This is a genomic window from Martinezella rhizogenes (genome assembly GCF_027460065.1).
GTDB classification, from domain to species: Bacteria; Pseudomonadota; Alphaproteobacteria; order Rhizobiales; family Rhizobiaceae; genus Agrobacterium; species Agrobacterium rhizogenes_C.
Window position 1 is genome coordinate 137,644 of record NZ_JAPYZZ010000005.1, and the last position, 18,495, is coordinate 156,138.

General features: G+C 60.4%; 17 protein-coding genes. 4 read left to right on the forward strand and 13 right to left on the reverse strand.

Annotation, left to right across the window (positions count from 1 at the left end; translation table 11 throughout):
* Positions 1–7: 7 nt before the first annotated feature.
* The 5 genes from pglA to O8B93_RS10345 form a co-directional block, all read right to left on the reverse strand.
* Positions 8–1,561: a polygalacturonase PglA gene (gene pglA, locus O8B93_RS10325; RefSeq protein WP_269709721.1), complete on the reverse strand. Its 1,554-nt coding sequence runs from the start codon at positions 1,559–1,561 to the stop codon at positions 8–10.
* A 114-nt stretch (positions 1,562–1,675) separates the two neighbouring features.
* Complete coding sequence (locus O8B93_RS10330) at positions 1,676–2,944, reverse strand: ABC transporter substrate-binding protein (RefSeq protein WP_269709722.1); 1,269 nt, start codon at positions 2,942–2,944, stop codon at positions 1,676–1,678.
* 43 nt (positions 2,945–2,987) lie between these two features.
* Entirely contained in the window at positions 2,988–4,088 is a 1,101-nt protein-coding gene (locus tag O8B93_RS10335; RefSeq protein ID WP_269709723.1) for an ABC transporter ATP-binding protein, read from the reverse strand.
* Between the two features lie 2 nt (positions 4,089–4,090).
* Positions 4,091–4,975 carry a carbohydrate ABC transporter permease gene (locus O8B93_RS10340; RefSeq protein ID WP_269709724.1) on the reverse strand — a complete coding sequence of 295 codons (885 nt, stop codon included), beginning with the start codon at positions 4,973–4,975 and terminating at the stop codon, positions 4,091–4,093.
* A gap of 4 nt (positions 4,976–4,979) precedes the next feature.
* On the reverse strand, positions 4,980–5,861 hold the full coding sequence (locus tag O8B93_RS10345; protein WP_006311867.1) for a carbohydrate ABC transporter permease: 882 nt from the start codon (positions 5,859–5,861) through the stop codon (positions 4,980–4,982).
* A 212-nt stretch (positions 5,862–6,073) separates the two neighbouring features.
* Between O8B93_RS10345 and O8B93_RS10350 the strand changes: the two genes are divergently transcribed.
* Positions 6,074–7,000, forward strand: coding sequence for a helix-turn-helix domain-containing protein (locus O8B93_RS10350; protein ID WP_269709725.1), 927 nt, complete (start codon positions 6,074–6,076; stop codon positions 6,998–7,000).
* A 51-nt stretch (positions 7,001–7,051) separates the two neighbouring features.
* Here the strand turns inward: O8B93_RS10350 and O8B93_RS10355 are convergent, their stop codons facing one another.
* The 5 genes from O8B93_RS10355 to kduI form a co-directional block, all read right to left on the reverse strand.
* Positions 7,052–7,930 (reverse strand): D-galactarolactone isomerase, encoded by an 879-nt coding sequence (locus O8B93_RS10355; protein WP_269709726.1) that lies wholly within the window; start codon positions 7,928–7,930, stop codon positions 7,052–7,054.
* Positions 7,927–9,063, reverse strand: coding sequence for a D-galactarolactone cycloisomerase (locus tag O8B93_RS10360; protein ID WP_269709727.1), 1,137 nt, complete (start codon positions 9,061–9,063; stop codon positions 7,927–7,929). The genes O8B93_RS10355 and O8B93_RS10360 overlap by 4 nt, the downstream gene beginning before the upstream one ends.
* Before the next feature lie 24 nt (positions 9,064–9,087).
* Positions 9,088–9,999 carry a 5-dehydro-4-deoxyglucarate dehydratase gene (gene kdgD / locus O8B93_RS10365; RefSeq protein WP_269709728.1) on the reverse strand — a complete coding sequence of 304 codons (912 nt, stop codon included), beginning with the start codon at positions 9,997–9,999 and terminating at the stop codon, positions 9,088–9,090.
* Between the two features lie 114 nt (positions 10,000–10,113).
* The gene (gene kduD / locus O8B93_RS10370) at positions 10,114–10,857 is read right to left on the reverse strand and encodes a 2-dehydro-3-deoxy-D-gluconate 5-dehydrogenase KduD (RefSeq protein WP_269709729.1); all 744 of its coding nucleotides are present in this window, start codon (positions 10,855–10,857) and stop codon (positions 10,114–10,116) included.
* Positions 10,854–11,678: a 5-dehydro-4-deoxy-D-glucuronate isomerase gene (kduI, locus tag O8B93_RS10375; RefSeq protein WP_269709730.1), complete on the reverse strand. Its 825-nt coding sequence runs from the start codon at positions 11,676–11,678 to the stop codon at positions 10,854–10,856. The genes kduD and kduI overlap by 4 nt, the downstream gene beginning before the upstream one ends.
* Before the next feature lie 138 nt (positions 11,679–11,816).
* Between kduI and O8B93_RS10380 the strand changes: the two genes are divergently transcribed.
* The 3 genes from O8B93_RS10380 to O8B93_RS10390 all read left to right on the forward strand — a co-directional run bounded on the left by O8B93_RS10380 (position 11,817) and on the right by O8B93_RS10390 (position 13,790).
* A complete protein-coding gene (locus O8B93_RS10380; RefSeq protein WP_269709731.1) occupies positions 11,817–12,614 on the forward strand; it encodes an NAD-dependent epimerase/dehydratase family protein in 798 nt (265 codons plus the stop codon).
* 89 nt (positions 12,615–12,703) lie between these two features.
* Entirely contained in the window at positions 12,704–13,441 is a 738-nt protein-coding gene (locus O8B93_RS10385) for a FadR/GntR family transcriptional regulator (RefSeq protein WP_110760040.1), read from the forward strand.
* A gap of 31 nt (positions 13,442–13,472) precedes the next feature.
* The gene (locus O8B93_RS10390) at positions 13,473–13,790 is read left to right on the forward strand and encodes a cupin domain-containing protein (protein WP_269709732.1); all 318 of its coding nucleotides are present in this window, start codon (positions 13,473–13,475) and stop codon (positions 13,788–13,790) included.
* A gap of 22 nt (positions 13,791–13,812) precedes the next feature.
* Here O8B93_RS10390 and O8B93_RS10395 read toward each other — a convergent pair whose 3' ends face one another.
* The 3 genes from O8B93_RS10395 to O8B93_RS10405 form a co-directional block, all read right to left on the reverse strand.
* Complete coding sequence (locus O8B93_RS10395; protein WP_269709734.1) at positions 13,813–15,045, reverse strand: M24 family metallopeptidase; 1,233 nt, start codon at positions 15,043–15,045, stop codon at positions 13,813–13,815.
* Positions 15,046–15,360: 315 nt separating this feature from the next.
* Positions 15,361–17,364, reverse strand: coding sequence for an aldo/keto reductase (locus O8B93_RS10400; RefSeq protein WP_269709736.1), 2,004 nt, complete (start codon positions 17,362–17,364; stop codon positions 15,361–15,363).
* Positions 17,365–17,400: 36 nt separating this feature from the next.
* The gene (locus tag O8B93_RS10405; protein ID WP_269709737.1) at positions 17,401–18,486 is read right to left on the reverse strand and encodes an ABC transporter ATP-binding protein; all 1,086 of its coding nucleotides are present in this window, start codon (positions 18,484–18,486) and stop codon (positions 17,401–17,403) included.
* Positions 18,487–18,495 lie beyond the last annotated feature (9 nt).

Consider the following 18,495-nt stretch of genomic DNA (forward strand, 5'->3'; position numbering starts at 1 on the left):
GGCTTTCTCAATCAAAATCTAACGAAATGGATACAGGGGCGTTACTCAGTAGCGCCGGATCATCGCAGATGACATCCGCCTGCTCGAAAACGATCGTATCATGACGCATCGGGCGCACGCGGTCGGCCATGATCGGCGGCGTCGCGACGGCCGAAGGGTCATGCGAGACGATGGTGAGGTTGCGGAGAACGATGTTGCGGATGGGAGCCTCCGGCAGACCGAGAAAGACACCTGCCGCATGGGCGAGATTGCGGATTTCGACATCTTCCACGGTGATGCCGTCGATGAACGGCGTGCCGTCATTGACCGGCGCCGGGTTTCGCGACTGCACCCAGTCATCATGCCCATCGGCATCACAATGATAATGGGCGTTGGCGGAAAGTGCGGTCTGCACGCCGTCCAGCAACACCCGGCGCATGGTGATGTTGCTGACGATACCGCCGCGACCGCGCCGCGTCTTGAGACGCAGGCCGCGATCCGTGCCGATCATGTCGCAGTCTTCCACGGTCACATCATGTACCCCGCCGGACATTTCCGAACCGATGACCAGCCCACCATGGCCGCGCTGCATCAGGCAATGGCGCACGCCGATGCCGCGTGTCTCCGCCAGATGATCGTCCTCACCATCAGGCCCACGTTTTCCCGCCTTCACCGCAATACAATCATCACCCACGGAAAAGCGCACGCCCGATATCATCACGTTACGGCAGCTTTCGGGATTAAAACCATCGGTATTGGGGCTGTCATGGGGGGCGATGATGGTGAGGGCGGCGGCCGTCAAATCCTCGCAGCCCTGCGGATGGATCGTCCATGAGGCGGCATTGCGGATCGTGAAACCCAGAAGCCGTATTTTGCGGCAGGACACGAGATGCAGGCCGCGCGGCCGGCGCGCGCCATTGCGCGTTTCTTTCGGCCAGCTCCACCAGTCGCCCTTGTCGCCGGATCCATCCAGTATACCCCTACCCTCGATCACGAGACTATCCGCCCCGATCGCATGAACCGGCGCCGCAAAACAGGCATCCGGCAATCCCTCCCAGCTGCCGAGCATTCGTCCGGCCTCATCGCGGGCGGGAAGGATCGGCCATCCGCTACGGATGGAGGGCGCGCGCAGCACAGCACCCTCCGCCAGGTGCAGCGTCATGTCGCTTTTCAGCCGCACCGGAAAGGCCGTCCAGATACCGGGCCCAAGACGCAGCGTGCCGCCAGCCGGCACGGCGGCGACAGCGTTTTCGAGCGCCTTTGCATTGGCACGCGCACCGTCTTCATCGTCAAGTGCACTATCTGATCGCAGGGAAAACGCCGAGGCTTCGACGAGCCCGGCACAGGGCGCGGTTCTGAATTCCAGACTGCCGAACCCCTCGGCTTCGAAGACATAGCGCGTATCCGGGCGCAGATCATGCAGCAGCGTCACCACGGTCGTGGTCTCGCCGCGCTGACCATCACTATCTGGCGATGACAGACGCCATGCCGTTTTTGATGGCAGGTGATAGCGCGCACCTGGTGCGGCAAGGCAAAGCGCTGCCGTTCGCGCGGAAAGCGCGATGATAAGGGGTTCTTTCATACTCTCTTCTCGTCTTCCACGCCTGTCCGGCTAATCTCCTGCCAGACAGGCAGCGTATCACCCGGCGGCGGCAAAAATGGTCCCGCCGCAGGTTGCGCGACGGGACCGTTCGTTTCAGTCGAACTTGGCTAGAACATCGTTGGTCGTATCGATGATCTGCTCGGCCGCCTCTTCCGCCGTCAGCTGGCCATAGGCATATTCTTCCAGCGTATCGATGAAGCCCGAGCGGATTTCAGGATGTTCGTTGAAAGGCGAGACCACCGGTCCCGAAGCCGCCATGACGATGGCGTTGGCGGCACGAACTTCCGGTTCACCCTTGTTGCCCAGACGCTCCGCTGCAGCCTTGGAAGCAGGCAGGCCGCGCGAGGTGCCGAGCGCATCAATACCCTCGGGTTCGTTCAGCAGGCAGTTCAGGATCTGCGCGGCCGCTTCCGGGTTCTTCGAGTTTTTCGAGATCGAAAACACCATGGAAGGTTTGCGATAGACGCCTTCGGTCACCGCTCCAGCGAGTTTCAGCATCGGCACGGGTTTCAGAACCTGCCCCTCTTTCAGGGGATCGGCATATTTCGAATAGGTCGAATCCCACTCGTAGGAACCGGCAATGCGGCCTTCCGACCAGGACGGTTTTTCATAGAGATTGACGTTTCCGTCAGCCGCTTCCTCTTTCTGGGAGCGGATGGAGCCGGTCTCGACCAGCTTGCCAACGAAGGAGATACCCTCGGCGAGTTCCTCCGGCGTCCAGGCCACGCGGTTGGTCTTGGGGTCGACCAGATCCTTGCCGGTCTTCTGCACGACAGCCAGTGTCACCAGAAGCTGGGCGGTCTCCTTCACGGCGTTGAAGGTATAATGGTCCTTACCGAGCTTTTCCTTGATGGTCTTGGTTGCCGCGAAGAACTCATTCCATGTCTTCGGGATGTCGATGCCTGCCTTTTCGAAGGTGGTGGCGTTGAAGAAAAAGACGCGGCCGGTGGTGGAGACGGAAAGCCCCTGCAACACGCCGTTCATCGAGCCCGCGTCCAGATCGCTCTCGGCCCATTGGGAAAGATCGAGCGGTTTCAGCTGGCGCAGATCAGCAAAACCCTCGCCGTTCTTGGAAAACAGCGGCAGCCACGGCCAGTTGACCTGAACGATATCGGCTTCGGTCTTGCCGGCCATCTGCGTGGTGAGTTTTTCCAGATACCCATCGAAGCCGGTAAATTCACCCTTCACCGTGTGGCCATATTTTTCGCCACAGGCGGCAATCGCCTTTTGAGTGGCGACATGACGGCTTTCACCACCCCACCACGACATGCGCAATTCGGCAGCGCCGGCGGCCGGGGCAGTTGCCATTGCCACATAAGCAGCACCCGCAAGCATCGTCATCGTTCTTGTCATCATCTTCATTGTTTTTCTCCTCCTCGAAAAATCAGACATACCCGTCCCCTCCTCACAGCGAGACGTTGCGGCCATCGGCCTTGTCGAAAATATGCAGCTTCTCCGGGTCCGGCTTCAGCCGCAGGATACCGTCACGCCCGAGCGCTTCGAATTCCGTCGCACCCACAACACTCACCAGCTTCTGGCCACCGAGATCGGCGTGCAGATAGACCTCGTGCCCCATGAATTCCGCATTGGTGAGTTTCGCCTCCAGCGCCACCCCATCGGCTTCCGCCGCCAGCGAAAGATGCTGCGGGCGGATGCCGATGACGGCATCTGCGGGTCTCGCCGATAACCGCTGTTCCAGATGCGTCCCGATCGGCAGACGTTGTCCGCCGATGACGAATTCCGCGCCGTCGATGGCCACATCCACGAGATTCATTTCCGGCATGCCGATAAAACCGGCCACGAACAGATTGGCAGGGCGGTTATACAGCTCCTTCGGTGTGGCAACCTGCATGATACGACCCGCCTGCATGACGCAGATACGGTCGCCCATGGTCATGGCTTCCGTCTGGTCATGGGTGACATAAATGACCGTCGAGGACAGGCCTTCCGCCTTCAGCTGACGATGCAGATCGGTGATGCGCACCCGCATGGAGGCACGCAGCTTGGCGTCGAGATTGGACAGCGGCTCATCGAACAGGAACACGCCCGGCTTCTTGATGAGCGCACGGCCCAACGCCACACGCTGCGCCTGCCCGCCGGAAAGCTGTTTCGGCAGGCGGTCGAGCAGCGGTTCGATTTCCAGAATGCGCGCGACATTGTCGATTGCCTTTTCGATCTCGGGCTTGGCGACACCGGCGATCTTGAGGCCGAAGGCCAGATTGCCGCGCACCTTCATATGTGGATAAAGCGCGTAATTCTGAAACACCATGGCAATCGAGCGCTTGCCGGGCGGCAGGTCGTTGACACGCTGGTCGCCGATCAGGATTTCACCGCCGGTGATTTCCTCCAGCCCCGCCACCATGCGCAGCGTCGTGGATTTGGCGCAGCCGGAAGGACCGACGAACACCATGAACTCACCATCCTCGACATCGAGATTGATGCCATGCACGGCCTTGAAGCTGCCGCCATAGACTTTTTCGAGATTTCTAAGTTGAACGCTTGCCATTTTCAGCCCTTGACCCCGCCAGACGAGATCCCTTCAATGAAATACCGTTGCGCCGCGAAGAACACGATCAGCGCAGGCGCGATCGTCAGCACCGACATCGCCAGGATGCGGTTCCATTCAAAGGCTTCGGTGGTGTCGATGGAGAGTTTGAGCGCCAGGCTCACCGGATATTTGTCGACCGAGGACAGGTAGATCAACGGCCCGAGGAAATCGTTCATCGTCCACATGAACTGAAACAGGCAGACCGAGATCAGCGCCGGCGCCAGCATCGGCACGACGATGTAGATGAGTGTCTGCAGGCTGTTGGCACCATCCACGCGGGCGGCCTCTTCCATGTCCGACGGCAGCGAGCGCAGGAACTGCACCAGCATAAAGACGAAGAAGGCATCACCGGCGAAAGCCGAGGGAACCCAAAGTGGCAGGAAACTATCCAGCCAGCCGAGATCGCGGAACAGGATATATTGCGGAATGCGGGTGACGACATTCGGCAAGAGCAGAATGGCGATGACCGAACCGAACAGGATTTTCTTCAGCGGAAAATCGAAGCGGGCAAAGGCATAGGCCGCCATGGTGCAGGAAATCGCCGTGCCGATGACCTTCGGCAGGATGATCAGGAAGGAATTCCAGAAGAACCGGCCGAACGTATAGGGCGTCGAGGTTTGCCAGCCACGAATATAGCCGTCCAGCGTCGGTTTTTCGGGGATGAAACCGGCACCCGAGAAGATTTCCGAATTGGTCTTGAAGCTCGCGCCCACCAGCCAGATCAGCGGATAAAGCATGACAAGGCCGACCGCGAAGAGAAGCACGTAGCGGACCGAGGTGGAAAGCAGCCTGAGCCTTGCCCGGCGGGCCGCCTGCATGTCGTTGAGGGTTGCGATATCGGTCATGGCATCAGTTCCGCTTGTCGCCGGCGTAATAGACCCACTTCTTCGACGACCAGAAGGCCACGAGGGTCAGCACGGTGATGATGGTGAAGAGCACCCAGGCAATGGCGGAGGCATAGCCCATGTTGAACTTCTTGAAGGCCTCGTCATAGATGTAGAGAGGCAAGAGGTAAGTGGACTTCAGCGGCCCGCCCTGGGTGATGATGTAAGGACCGTTAAACTCCTGAAACGCCTGGACCATCTGCATGATGAGATTGAAGAAGATTACCGGTGTCAGCAGGGGAAGCGTGATGAAGAAGAAGGTCTTCACCTTGCCCGCGCCATCGATGGCGGCCGCTTCATAAAGCGACTTGTCGATGGATTGCAGCGCGGCGAGGAAAATCACCATGGCAGAACCGAACTGCCAGCAGCGCAGCAGCGTGATGGTGAAAAGCGCATTGCCCGGATCGCCGAACCAGTCGACTGGCGACAGGCCGATTGCCGCCAGCGCCATGTTGGCAAGCCCTTCGCTCGCAAAGATATAACGCCACAGCACCGCAATCGCGATCGAGCCGCCGAGGATGGATGGCACATAAAAGGCAGTGCGGAAGAAGTTGATGAATTGCAGCTTGTAATTGAGGATCGCCGCAATGAAGAGGGCAAAGGCAAGCTTCAGCGGCACCGTCAGGAACACGTAGAACAGGGTGACGTTCAGCGACTTCATGAAGGTACGGTCGCGGGTGAACAGCCGTTCGTAATTGGCAAGCCCGGCCCATGTGGGATCACTCATCAGGTCGTAACGGGTAAAGCTGAGATACAGGGAGCCAAGGAAAGGGATTGCGGTAAAGACCAGCAGCCCGACGATATAAGGCGTCAGATATCCCAGCCCCAGAAAGCGCTGAGATTTCATGATGCTCCTCCCCGCGTCCCGGCGGAACGCGAGTGACAGAATTCAATTTCGTACAAGTGATTCTCCCGGAACGGCCGGCGACGGGCGCATGAAAGCGCATTGTCTCGTCGCGACCGATCTCCTCCCTCATTGATACGGCGCGTAAAAGCGATTTATGCGATGACAAAACCAAATTTCCGCGCCAAGGTGAATTAACAAAGACGAGGAAAAAGATGGACGAAATCGAAGGTGGCATTCTGTCGTCCGTTCCACCTGCGGCGCTCAACCTCAACCTGACACGCGCAACGATCAAGATGGAGCATTCGCGCACCTGGCAAATCGACAAGTCCAATCCGGTGGACGATCTCATCATCTGCCTTGAAGGACGCGGGCATTATCTCGTCGACGGCGAAGCACGGGTGCTGGAACCCGGTGATGCAATGCTGATTTTGAGAGGGCAGCGCTTCGTCGGCTGGAACGAGCAGGCCGTGACCTATCGCGGCGTAGCGCAACATTTCACGCTGGATATTTACGGCCGCCACAACCTTATCGCGCAGATGGACCTGAAGCCCAAACTGCGGCTAAGCCGCTGGCCGCTTTTGGAACCGCTGGTGCGCCACTACCGGCAGAGTGCCCCGCCCTCCTCCGTAACACTCGGCCAGCACCATCTCTTCATGGTGCTTCTGATCGCTTTCATCGACGATGCATTCCTTGGATGGGTGGATCGCCCGAGCTTCCAGCTGGAGGGGGCGGAAGCGCTCGACCTTGCGGTGATGAAGGCGATCACCATGATTTCGGCCAATCCGCTGGACCCCGACATTGCCGGCCGGGCGACCGATGCGGCGCCCTATAATCGCGATTATTTTCTCCGGGAGTTTCAAAAGAGGGTCGGTCGGACGCCGCGCAAATATCAGGAGTTCAAGCGCATGGAACGCGCCATGCATTTTCTCGAGGCGGGGCTTTCGGTCTCGGCAGCGGCCGCCGAAGTGGGTTATGGCGACCCCTATTATTTCTCGCGCATGTTCAAACGCACACTGGGTTTGAGTCCGCGCGACCATATGAACCGGATACGCCGCAGCCGGCACGGCAATCTGATGGCGTTTGACGAGCATGAACAGCAAAGGCTGCTTACCACTGAAATGGAAAAGGCCCCGACATAACGGGGCCTCATCGAAACGGAGCTTGGATACCACCTGCCATCGCGGCTTGAACTATGTCGTCGCAAATGGCGTGAGCTTGAACAAGGCCTCGGGGTTTTCGAGCAGCGCCCGATGACGCGCCGCCTCATCCGGCAGCCAGCCGAGCACCAGTTCCGAAAGGCGGGCATCGTCGGGATAGGCCGCCGTCTCGCGCACCGAGTTATGCGGCCAGTTGGTGCCCCAGACGATGCGCTCAGGCGCATGGGCGGCAATCACCCGCGAAAAGGCGGCGACATCCGCATAGGGCCAGCTTTCGCGGGAGCTTTCATAAACGCCCGCGAATTTGAACCAAAGATTGCCACGGTCGATGAGCTTCAGAAGCGCCGCCATTTCCGGCCCATCCGTCTTGATGCCCTTGAAGAACTTGCCGTGATGATCGAACACCCAGCGCGAGCGGATTTTCTGAAGGCGCGGCAGATGGTCGAGAAGACCATTACCGTCGAACTGCACCGCCACCATCCAGTCGGCCGCATGCGCCCGCTCGTCGACCGCCTCCAGCTCGGAAAGGTTCACCGCGCCGCCCGGCAAATCCATGATGCGCGCACCCACCGTACCGGCGGCGGTGAGCTTTTCCATGTCCTTTTCGGTCGTGGTCGCATCGATGATGACAACGGCACGGGCCGCCTCGCCCATTTCGGCAACGCAGGCGAGCGTGTTGCCATTATCGCGCTGATGGGCGTTGCCCTGCGTGATAATGACCCGGTCTATGCCGAGCCATTGCATGAGGCTGCGATAATCCTCCGGTCCCGGCAGATCGCCCGGCGGTAGGCCCGGCCCGCCCGGCAAGGCGGGATAACCCGGCAGATACATGTGCATCTGCGTATCGACGGCCCCTTTTGGGAAAGCAGGGTTCGGCGCTGTGCCGCTCAGTTTTCTGACAAGTTCGCTCAAGGGTCTGGCATCCTGAATTCAGTCAATGCGTCGCGGTTGATCTCAATGCCGAGACCGGGGCCATTGGGAATGGCGACAATGCCGTTCACCGCCTCGAGAGGCTCAAGCAGCACGGCCTGACGGAACGGATTATGGGTGCGGTCGAATTCCATGATCGGCTCGATGGGATTGACGCGAACGGGATCGGGCGTCATCGCCGCCATGAATTGCAACGCGGCGGCGATCTGCACGCCCGTGCCCCAGACATGCGGCACGATGCGCACGCCATGTAACGTGGCGAGCGTAGCGATCTTCTGCGTTTCGGAAAAACCACCGCAGCCGCAGAGATCAGGCTGGAGAATATCCACGGCACCGGCGGAAAGCGCCTGCCACATGCCGTAACGCCCATGCCAGGTCTCGCCGCCCGCAACCGGGATCGGCTGGCCGGCCCGCACGCGGGCATAGGCATCCAGCTGTTCGGGAACAACAGGCTCTTCGAACCAGTCGATGCCATAGTCGGCGGCACGGTTGCCGAGCGTGATGGCTTCGGTGACGGTATAACCGTGATTGGCGTCGATCATCAGCCGCATATCCGGTCCGATGGCCTCACGCACGGCGGCGATGACCCTGAGGTCTTCTTCGATGCCGAAACCGATCTTGATCTTGCAGGCGTGAAAGCCCTCTGCCCGGCGCGCCGCCATCTCCGAGGCATTGTCGGAAACGCGGTCGACACCATCGCGCTTGAAGCTGCCGGTAGCATAGGCGCGCACGCTGTCGCGCCAGCGCCCGCCAAGCAGCATGGAGATGGAAGCGCCGTAATGCTTGCCCTTGATATCCCAGAGCGCGATATCGATGCCGGAAAGCGCCGTGAGGCTGAGGCCGCGCTGGCCCTGATCGCGCAGGGCATTATAAAGCACGGCCCAGAGCTTTTCCGTCTGGCGCGGGTCCTGGCCGATAAGCCAGCCCGCGTAAGCCTGAACCACGGCGGCGTTCGGTCTTGCCGGGCCGAGGCATTCGCCCCAGCCGACCGTTCCGTCATCGCATTCGATCTCCACCAGAATATGGGCGCGGCGATCAAAGCGCATGGAAGCGCTTTCAAACGGCGTGTCCAGCCGGTGTTCGAGCAGATGCGTGCGCACCGCAGTGATTTTCATGGCTCCCCTCCCGTCATGCCGTGATCAGGCTTTACGCTTGTGCGTGCCGATCAGGGCTTCGAGCATGCCGATTTCCTCATTGGTCAGGTCTTTCAGCGGCGCACGCACCGGCCCGGCGTTGAAGCCCTGCAGGCGCACACCGGCCTTGACGGCGGAGACGGCATAACCCTTGGCGCGGTTGCGGATCGCCATGAACGGATAGAAGAAATCCGTCAGGATGCGTTCGCAGGTGGCGCGCTCGCCGGCACGCAGCGCCGCATAGAAGTCATTGGCAAGGCCGGGTACGAAGTTGAAGACGGCCGAGGAATAGGTGGTGAAGCCGGCGCCGAGATAGGCTTCGGCAAACAGTTCCGCCGTCGGCATGCCGCCGAGATACATCAGGCGGTCGCCCATCTTGGCGGTGATCTGGCGCACGAGGCCAATATCGCCGGTGCCATCCTTGAAGCCGACAAGGTTCGGGCACTCGTCACAAAGACGCGCCAGCGTATCGGCCTGCAGCACGGAATTGTCGCGGTTATAAACCATGACGCCGATGCCGACCGACTGACACACCTTCTTGATATGGGCGTAAAGGCCTTCCTGCGGCGCATCGATTAGATAATGCGGCAGAAGCAGGATACCATCAGCACCGACCTTTTCGACCGAGCGGGCAATGTCGACGGCAATCTCGGTGCCGTAACCGCAGCCGGACACGATGGCGGTTTCGCCGGCCACTTCCTTGGCGGCGGAAACGATGGTGGGGATTTCATCCGGCTTCAGCGAGAAGAACTCGCCCGTGCCGCCGGCGGCAAACAGCACCGGGGCTTTATAACCGGCGAGCCATTCGACATGCGCCCTGTAGCTATCGGCCGCAAAACGACCCTCGGCATCGAAATGGGTGACCGGGAAGGACAACAGACCGGAGCCGAGCGCCGTCTTGATTTGTTCAGGGTTCATCATCGAAATTCCTCTGCAAGTTCACTGACTGAAAGCCACCTAAGCCGCTTGCCGCATCTTTGTCAACAATTCATCATACATCTTGTATGATGAATTTCGAAAATCTGTCACAGATCAGCGCGCCAGCCAGCCGCCATCGACATTGAGAATGGCGCCGTGCACGTAATCCGCCGCCGGCGACGCCAGAAATACCGCCGCGCCGGCAATATCCTGCGAGTGCCCCCAGCGACCTGCCGGAATACGCTCGAGGATGGCCTTGTTGCGGGCGGCATCTGCACGCAGCGCCTCGGTATTGTTGGTTTCGATATAACCGGGGGCAATGGCATTCACATTGATGCCCCTGGCGGCCCACTCATTGGCCAGAAGTTTGGTGAGACCAGCAACGCCATGTTTCGCCGCCGTGTAGGACGGCACGCGGATGCCACCCTGGAACGACAGAAGCGAGGCGATATTGACCACCTTGCCGGAGCGGCCTTTCGCCAGCAGCTCTTTCGCGAAAGCCTGCGTGGTGAAAAACAGCGCCTTGAGATTGACGTCCATCACCTCATCCCAGTCGAGTTCGGAAAACTCGACGGAATCGGCGCGGCGGATGATGCCGGCATTGTTGACGAGAATATCGAAACCGGCGTCAGCAAAATTGTCCTTCGCCGCCAGCGGATCGGCGAAATCGATGAGCAGTGCGCTCGCCTTGCCGCCTTCTTTTGCGATGATATCAAGCGTTTCATCCGGCGCACGGCGGGCGGCGCAGACCACCTCTGCGCCAGCGGCGGCAAGACCCACCGCAATCGCCTGGCCAAGACCGGTATTTGCGCCCGTCACAAGCGCCTTGCGCCCTTCAAGCGAAAAGGGGTTTCTCATTTCAGATCCCCCGGCTGGATGAAGTCCATGTCGGTGTAATCGACATTGTCGCCAGCCATCGCCCAGATGAAGGTGTAAGAGCCGATGCCGGCGCCGGAATGGATGGACCAGGGCGGCGAAATGGCGCCTTCTTCGTTGGAAATGAACAGATGGCGGGTCTCCTGCGGCTCACCCATCAGATGCAGCACGCGCGACTTTTCATCCATGCCGAAATAGAGATAGGCCTCCATGCGGCGATCATGAATATGCGAGGGAATCGTATTCCAGACCGAGCCGTCCTCCAGCATCGTATAACCCAGCACCAGCTGGCAGCTTTCCATGACCAGCGGATGGATGAACTGGTTGATGGTGCGCTTGTTGGAGGTTTCCGTCGCGCCGAGCTTGACTTCCTTGCTGTTGGCGAGCGTGACGAGCTTGGCTGGCAGGCTGCGATGCGCCGGGCAGGAGGTGATGTAGAACCGTCCTGCCCCATCAAAGGTGACTGCACCGCTGCCCGCACCGAGGTAAAGCACATCGCCGCGATTGAGGGTGTAGGTCTGCCCGCCCGCGTTGACGGTGCCGCTCTCACCGATATTGACGATGCCCATCTCGCGCCGGTCAAGGAAGGACGGCGTCTTGGTTTCTTCCACCTTGTCCAGCGTCAGCGGCGCGCCATTTGGCACCGCGCCGCCCATCACGAACCGGTCGTAATGGGTATAAATCAGCCTGATTTCACCGGAACGGAACATGTCGTTGGCGAGGAAATGCCGGCGGAGCCCTTCGGTATCCAGCGTTTTTGCATATTCCGGGTTCACGGCCTGCCTTGTTTCGACGGTCAACATCAAACTCATCCTTCATGATTGTTGCGTATGGCACATAATATATGTTATCGGCTTTTTGTACGATCTGTATGACAAGGTCAAGAGGTGACGGCACTCTCGGCCACAGCAGAGACGCAGAAAAGGCTTGGAAGAATGGCAATGAAACGGCTTCTTGTTACCGGTGCGGCGGGCCAGCTTGGCCGCGTCATGCGTGAACGTCTCGCACCGATGGCGCAGATATTGCGTCTTGCCGATCTCTCCCCGCTCGATGCGGCCGGTCCGAACGAGGAATGCGTGCAATGCGACCTTGCCGATGCGGATGCCGTGAATGCCATGGTTGCCGGTTGCGACGGCATCGTTCATCTGGGCGGCATCTCGGTGGAGAAGCCCTTCGAGCAGATCCTTCAGGGCAATATCATCGGGCTTTATAATCTCTACGAGGCCGCCCGCGCCCATGGCCAGCCGCGGATCGTCTTTGCCAGCTCCAACCATACGATCGGTTATTATCCCCAGACCGAGCGGCTCGGCCCCGATGTTCCAGTGCGTCCGGACGGGCTTTACGGCGTCTCCAAATGTTTCGGCGAGAACCTCGCCCGCATGTATTTCGATAAATTCGGACAGGAGACGGCGCTGGTGCGCATCGGCTCCTGCACGCCGGTGCCCAATAATTACCGCATGTTGTCCACCTGGTTTTCATATGATGATTTCGTGTCGTTGATCGAGGCGGTGTTTCGGGCGCCCGTGCTCGGCTGCCCGGTCGTCTGGGGAGCGTCGGCCAATGAAGCCGGCTGGTGGGACAATTCGCATCTCGGCTTCCTGGGCTGGAAACCGAAGGACAATGCCGAGGCCTTCCGACAGCATATAGCCGAGACCACACCGATGCCGGACCCGAAGGATGCGTTGGTGCGGTTCCAGGGCGGCACGTTTGTCGACAACCCGATTTTCAAGCAAAGCTGAGTGATCAGCGGGATTGCAAGCCGGGCCGCGAATAACGTATCGAGGACATCCGGACGCAACCCCGCACCCTTTTTAGAACGGCGACACAGATGACAAAAGCGACAACCTCCGAACCGGCAGCTCCACAGGGCAGAACGCTTGTGGTGAAGGTTTCGGAGGAACTCCGCAGCCAGATCGCCAAGGGCCGTTACAAGACGGGCGACCGCCTGCCATCGGAAGCGCAGCTGACGCAGGAATTCGGCGTGAGCCGCACCGTGGTGCGCGAGGCGATTGCCTCGCTGCGCTCCGACGGTCTGGTGGAGCCGCGTCAGGGCGCCGGCGTCTTCGTGCTGGAGCCAGCCCCCACCGAGCGGCGGCCGTTCCACAATGTCGATCTCGCCCGCGTCTCCTCGCTGATCGAGATGCTGGAATTGCGCACCGCCGTGGAAGGCGATGCCGCCGGCCTTGCCGCCATTCGCCGCTCACCGGCGCAGGAAGAAAAGATCATCGAGGCCTTCGACGCCTTCCGCGCCAGCGCCGCCAGGGGCATTCCGACGGCCGAGGCCGATTTCGCCTTTCATCTCGCCGTGGCCGAAGCGACCAACAATCCCCGCTTCAGCGAGTTTCTGCAGGTGCTTGGCCCAACCGTCATTCCGCGCCGCGCCGTGGCTGATAATGGCGCAGAAACCGTGCTTTCACCCGCCGATCTCAGCCGTCTCGTCGGCGAGCATGAAGCGATCCTGATCGCCATACAGGATGGCAACGAGGATGCGGCGCGCAGCGCCATGCGCAACCACCTGAAAAGCAGCCAGACGCGTTATCGCGCCATGCTGCGTGCGCCGCGCTGAAAATCAATATTGCAAGACAGAGGAGAACGACATGCAGCAGCTTCCCAAATTCCCCATCGTTTCACCCGATGACGGCGTGGAACGCACCGTGCTTTCCGAAGCACCGGAGCTGATGGTCGTGTCCTTCCGGTTCAAGACCGGCGCAGAAGGCAAGCTGCACAGCCATCCGCATGTGCAGTCCACCTATGTCGCCAGCGGCAGCTTCCGCTTTTACCGCGATGGTGAGGCCTATGACCTGCAGAAAGGCGACAGCCTCGTCGTTCCCGGCCATATCGAACATGGCTGCCTGTGTCTGGAAGAGGGTGAGCTGATCGACTGCTTCACCCCGCGTCGCGACGACTTTCTCTAAAGGCAGGAACGGCGGCAGGCCGTCACTGCCGTGATAGATCCCTGAGAGTGCGTGGCAGGCTGTTCATGCACTCAGCACCTGACGATGTGACGAGGAACTGATCCTCGATCATCAGCGCGCCCAGCCCTTCGCCATAAAACGGCGCTTCGAGTGCGACCACCATGCCGGGAAGGATGATTTCCGGATTGTCATGGGAAAAGAACGGCCATTCCTCGATACCCACACCGCCGCCGACGGAATGGCCGAAATGACCGCGATAATATTCGCCGAAACCTTGCCTGCGCATCGAGGCCAGCATGGCCGCGTGCACCGCGCCAAAGCTGTTGCCGGGGCGGATCGCTTCCAGCCCGCAGGCGAAGGCAACCTCCAGCGCCCTGAAAATATCGGCAGCAAGAGCCGAGACCGGCCCCCACGAAAAAGTCCGCGCACCGTCAGAGGAATAACCGTCGACCAGCGTGCCGACATCGGCCTTGATCAGCGCGCCCGGTGTGACCGCTGCGGTCATATCCGACAGGGCCGGACCGACGGAAATATAGTCCCAATGCCCGCTCAGCGAAAAACCGGATGTCGCGGCATATGCCTGCGCGCCGGATTTCCAGGCGGCGGAGAGCTGACCAAGGGCTGCTCCCGGTCGGACGGCGGCCGCCATCTCGACCAACCCTGCCTCGGCGGCGGCTGCCGCCTGCCTGAGAAGTTTGATCTCGCGTTCGGATTTCACCGCCCTCAGGCGTTTCAGCACCGTTGAACCGTCCACCCAGTTCACCTCGGGCAGCGCCTGCCGCAGCGCTGAAAAATCGGCGGCGGGCATGAATTCAAGATCGGCACCAATGCGCGCCGAAGCCAGCCCGCGCTCCCGCAAAAGATCGGAGAGCAGACCGAAACAGGCGGTGCGATCGAATGTCTCCGGCCGCGGCCCGCCGGAATTGTTGCGGCGATAGGCGTCGTTCATCTGCGCGATGGTTTCCACACCCGAAAGATCGACCATATCGATCCAGATGCGATGGCAGCGCAGATCGACATCCGGCACGGCCTTCCTGACGAGCGTGGCGGCATGATCACTGACGACGGCAGCGAGCCCTGCCCCGGCATCGGCCGGCACCAGCGCAATCGCGGAACCCGCCTTGCCCCACATCGTCGCCACGCCGGCAGGAGCACCGAGCGCATAACGGAAGGCTTCGGGCTGGAACACCACCAGCGCATCAATCTCCGCCTCCCGCATCAGCTGCTGCGCACGGCTTCGATCAATATCGCTCATAGGAACCCCGGTGATTGTTTGGCGGCAGGTTTGTGAACCTATGCCTTAGCAGTCACCGAGAGAGGAAAGAAGGTGGAAGATGATGTCTCCACGCTGAGAATCGTCAGTGGGAGCGAGCGGATGCCCCTTGTTTCTTCTCCCCGCCGGGGAGAAGTCCGCGGCAGCGGGATGAGGGGGCAAGGGCAGAGTTATTCGGAGAGCTGGCCCCCTCATCCGACCCTTCGGGCCACCTTCTCCCCCTCGGGGAGAAGAAATATGCCGCAACGCCTTGCCCTATCCGAATGAGCGGCGGAAAACCCGCCGCCTCATTACCTTTCACGCCTCCAGCCACTTCACCTGCTCGGGCGTCAGCGCAATATCCAACGCCGAAAGACTGTCTTCCAGCTCCGCAATCGTGCGCGGCCCGATCAACGGAATGACCGGGAAAGGCTGGGCGATGACATAAGCGAGCGCGATATGGATTGGGTGGCGGCCGAGTTTTTGCGCAAGCTCGATTGCCCGGTCGCGGCGGACGAAGTTACGGTCGGAATACCAGACGCGGACGATTTCCTCATCGTCATGCTTGTCGCGCCCTGCCCGGTCGGTGAAGAAACCGCGCCCCTGGCTGGACCAGGCGAAATTGGGGATCTGGCGCGATTGCAGCCACGCTTTCCACGCGTCGTCTGATGCCGCAACGCAGCCTGCCCAGATGGGATCGAGCATTTCGGCAAGCGAGAAATTGTTGGAAAGCGCGCCGGGCGCCTGCTTGCCGTTCTTCTGCGCGTAAGCCGCAGCTTCGTCCATGCGCTCGCGCGTCCAGTTGGAGCCGCCGAAAATACCGCGAATGCGCCCGCGCCGGACTTCGGCATCCATGGCGTCTACGAATTCGCCAACCGGCACGTCGGGGTTATCGCGATGCATGAAATAGGCATCCACATAATCCGTCTTCAGACGCTCCAGCGACTGGTCCAGCTGTCTGGCGATGACGTCGGGATAGCAGAGCGGCGAATGCGCACCCTTGCCGATCAGCACGATCTCCTCACGCGGCACATTGCGGCTGGTGTGCCAGTCGCCGAAAATCGCCTCGGTCCTGCCAGCGCCGTAGACATAGGCCGTATCGAAGAGATTGCCGCCAGCCTCGTAAAAGGCATCAAGCGTCAGGGATGCGGAGGCGAAATTGGGGAAAAATTCAAAACCGAGCGCGACCACGGAAGCGGGCTTGGCAAGCCCCGGTATCTGCCGCTTCGGAACGGAGTTTCCGGCAACGACCTTGCCACCGGCGATATTTCCGATGCACGATGTCGCCTTTTCGATGCTGTATTCCAGCCCGACGGAAGCCCGCCACTGGTCCATGACACGCAGATTGCCGAGGCTGTCGGCCCAGGCCATGCCGGGTGCCGCGAATTCGTGCCTGCCCTGGCGAATTGCCTCGCCTGCCGCATCCACCTCGAAGGAATAAAGCCAGCGGTCTTCCGGCAATTCGATGGTTTCGACCTTGTCGCCCCTGATGATATCGATCCGGCCGGTGCCGCCCTTGTGGCCGGCGGCATACCAGAAATCCTTGACCTCGATGCGCCCTTCCGAGCCGATGATGCGCAGCACATTGTCCTGCGCCGCCATGATCGAGCACGAGACTTCGGCGACGATGCCGTTTGCGAATTTCAGCACGGCCGAGGCCCATTCATCGACGCCCGACTGGCCGAGATGGGCGACGCCCGCGACCTTTTCCGGCTCGGCAAAGGGTTTGCCATCCACGGCACCTGCGATCATCCGCACCATCGAAACCGGATAACCGCCGACATCAAGAATGCCGCCGCCCGCCGTTTCATTGGCAAACAGCCGGTGATCGGCCCGGAACGAACCCATGTTGAAACCGAAGCTGGAGCGGATGATGCGGATATCGCCCACCGCGCGGGCTTTCACCAGTTCCAACAATTTCACCGTCTGCGGGTGCAGGCGATACATATAGGCCTCGCCGGCAAAAACGCTGGCCTTTTTCGCCTCGTGGAAAATGGCATCGGCATCATAGGCGGACAGAGCGATGGGTTTTTCCACCAGTACATTTTTGCCGGCGCGGATGGCCTTGATCGCCCATTCGGCATGGCCGGTATGCGGCGTGGCGATGTAGACGGCGTCAATATCGGGATCGGCAAGCAGCGCATCGTAACCCTTCACGATGCGCGCACCGGCGAAGGCGTCGGCAAGGCCGGGCTTGTCCGGATTGCGGGTGGCTATGGCCTCTAACCTGCCGGTGCGGGAATGGGCGATGCCATCTGCAAACGTCCTGGCGATGGTACCCGGGCCGATGATGCCCCAGCGGATTGGTTGTTCGGTCGTCATGAAATCCTCGTCTTATGTCAGTGCTTGGGAAAAGGTTCAGCGCAGGCGATCGCCCTTGCTGTCGAAAAGGAAAGCCCTGCGGGCGGAAAGGCCGACCGTCAGCCGGTCGCGATTGCCGACATCGCGCGATTCCGGCCGCTCGATGATGAGCTGCTCGCCGCCTTCGGTTCGGGCATAGACATAGCTGGTATTGCCGAGATGTTCGGCGACATCGACATGCACGGTGAGATCGGCATCGCCCCCGCCCGCATCGGCAAAATGCTCCGGCCGGATGCCAAGCGAAACCTTGGCCCCCTCGTTGATGCGTTCCTTTATCGGCAAGGTCAGTCGCACAGCTGGGTCGCTGTCGAGGGAGAGTGTTATGCTTTCAGCGCCGGTGCCGATGATGGTCGCTTCGAGAAAATTCATCTTCGGCGAACCGACGAAACCGGCAACGAAACGGTTGGCGGGATCGTCATAGAGATCGAGCGGCGCGCCGACCTGTTCGATATTGCCCGCGCGCAGGACGACGATCTTGTCGGCCAGCGTCATCGCCTCTGTCTGGTCATGGGTGACATAGATCATCGTGGTGCCCAGCTGCTTGTGCAGCCGCGAGATTTCCACGCGCATCTGCACCCGCAATTCCGCATCAAGATTGGACAAAGGCTCGTCGAACAGGAAGACCTGCGGTTCGCGCACGATGGCGCGGCCGATGGCGACGCGCTGCCGCTGGCCGCCGGAAAGCTGTTTCGGGCGGCGTTCCATCAGCTCATTGATCTGCAGGATTTCGGCGGCGCGGTTGACCCGCTTTTGCGTATCGGCCTTGGGGTTACCGTTCATTCTAAGGCCGAAGGACAGGTTTTCGGCCACTGTCATATGCGGATAAAGCGCATAGGACTGGAACACCATGGCGATGCCGCGATCTGCCGGGTCGGCATCACTCACCGTCCTGCCGCCGATCACGATATCGCCACCGGAAATATCCTCCAGCCCGGCGATCATTCTGAGAAGCGTGGATTTGCCGCAGCCGGAGGGGCCGACGAAAACGACGAACTCCCCGTCCTTTACCTCCAGATTTGCGCCATGGATCACTTCCAGCGCGCCATAACGCTTGACCACGTTGTTGAGCGAAAGTTCCGCCATGCGGCCCCC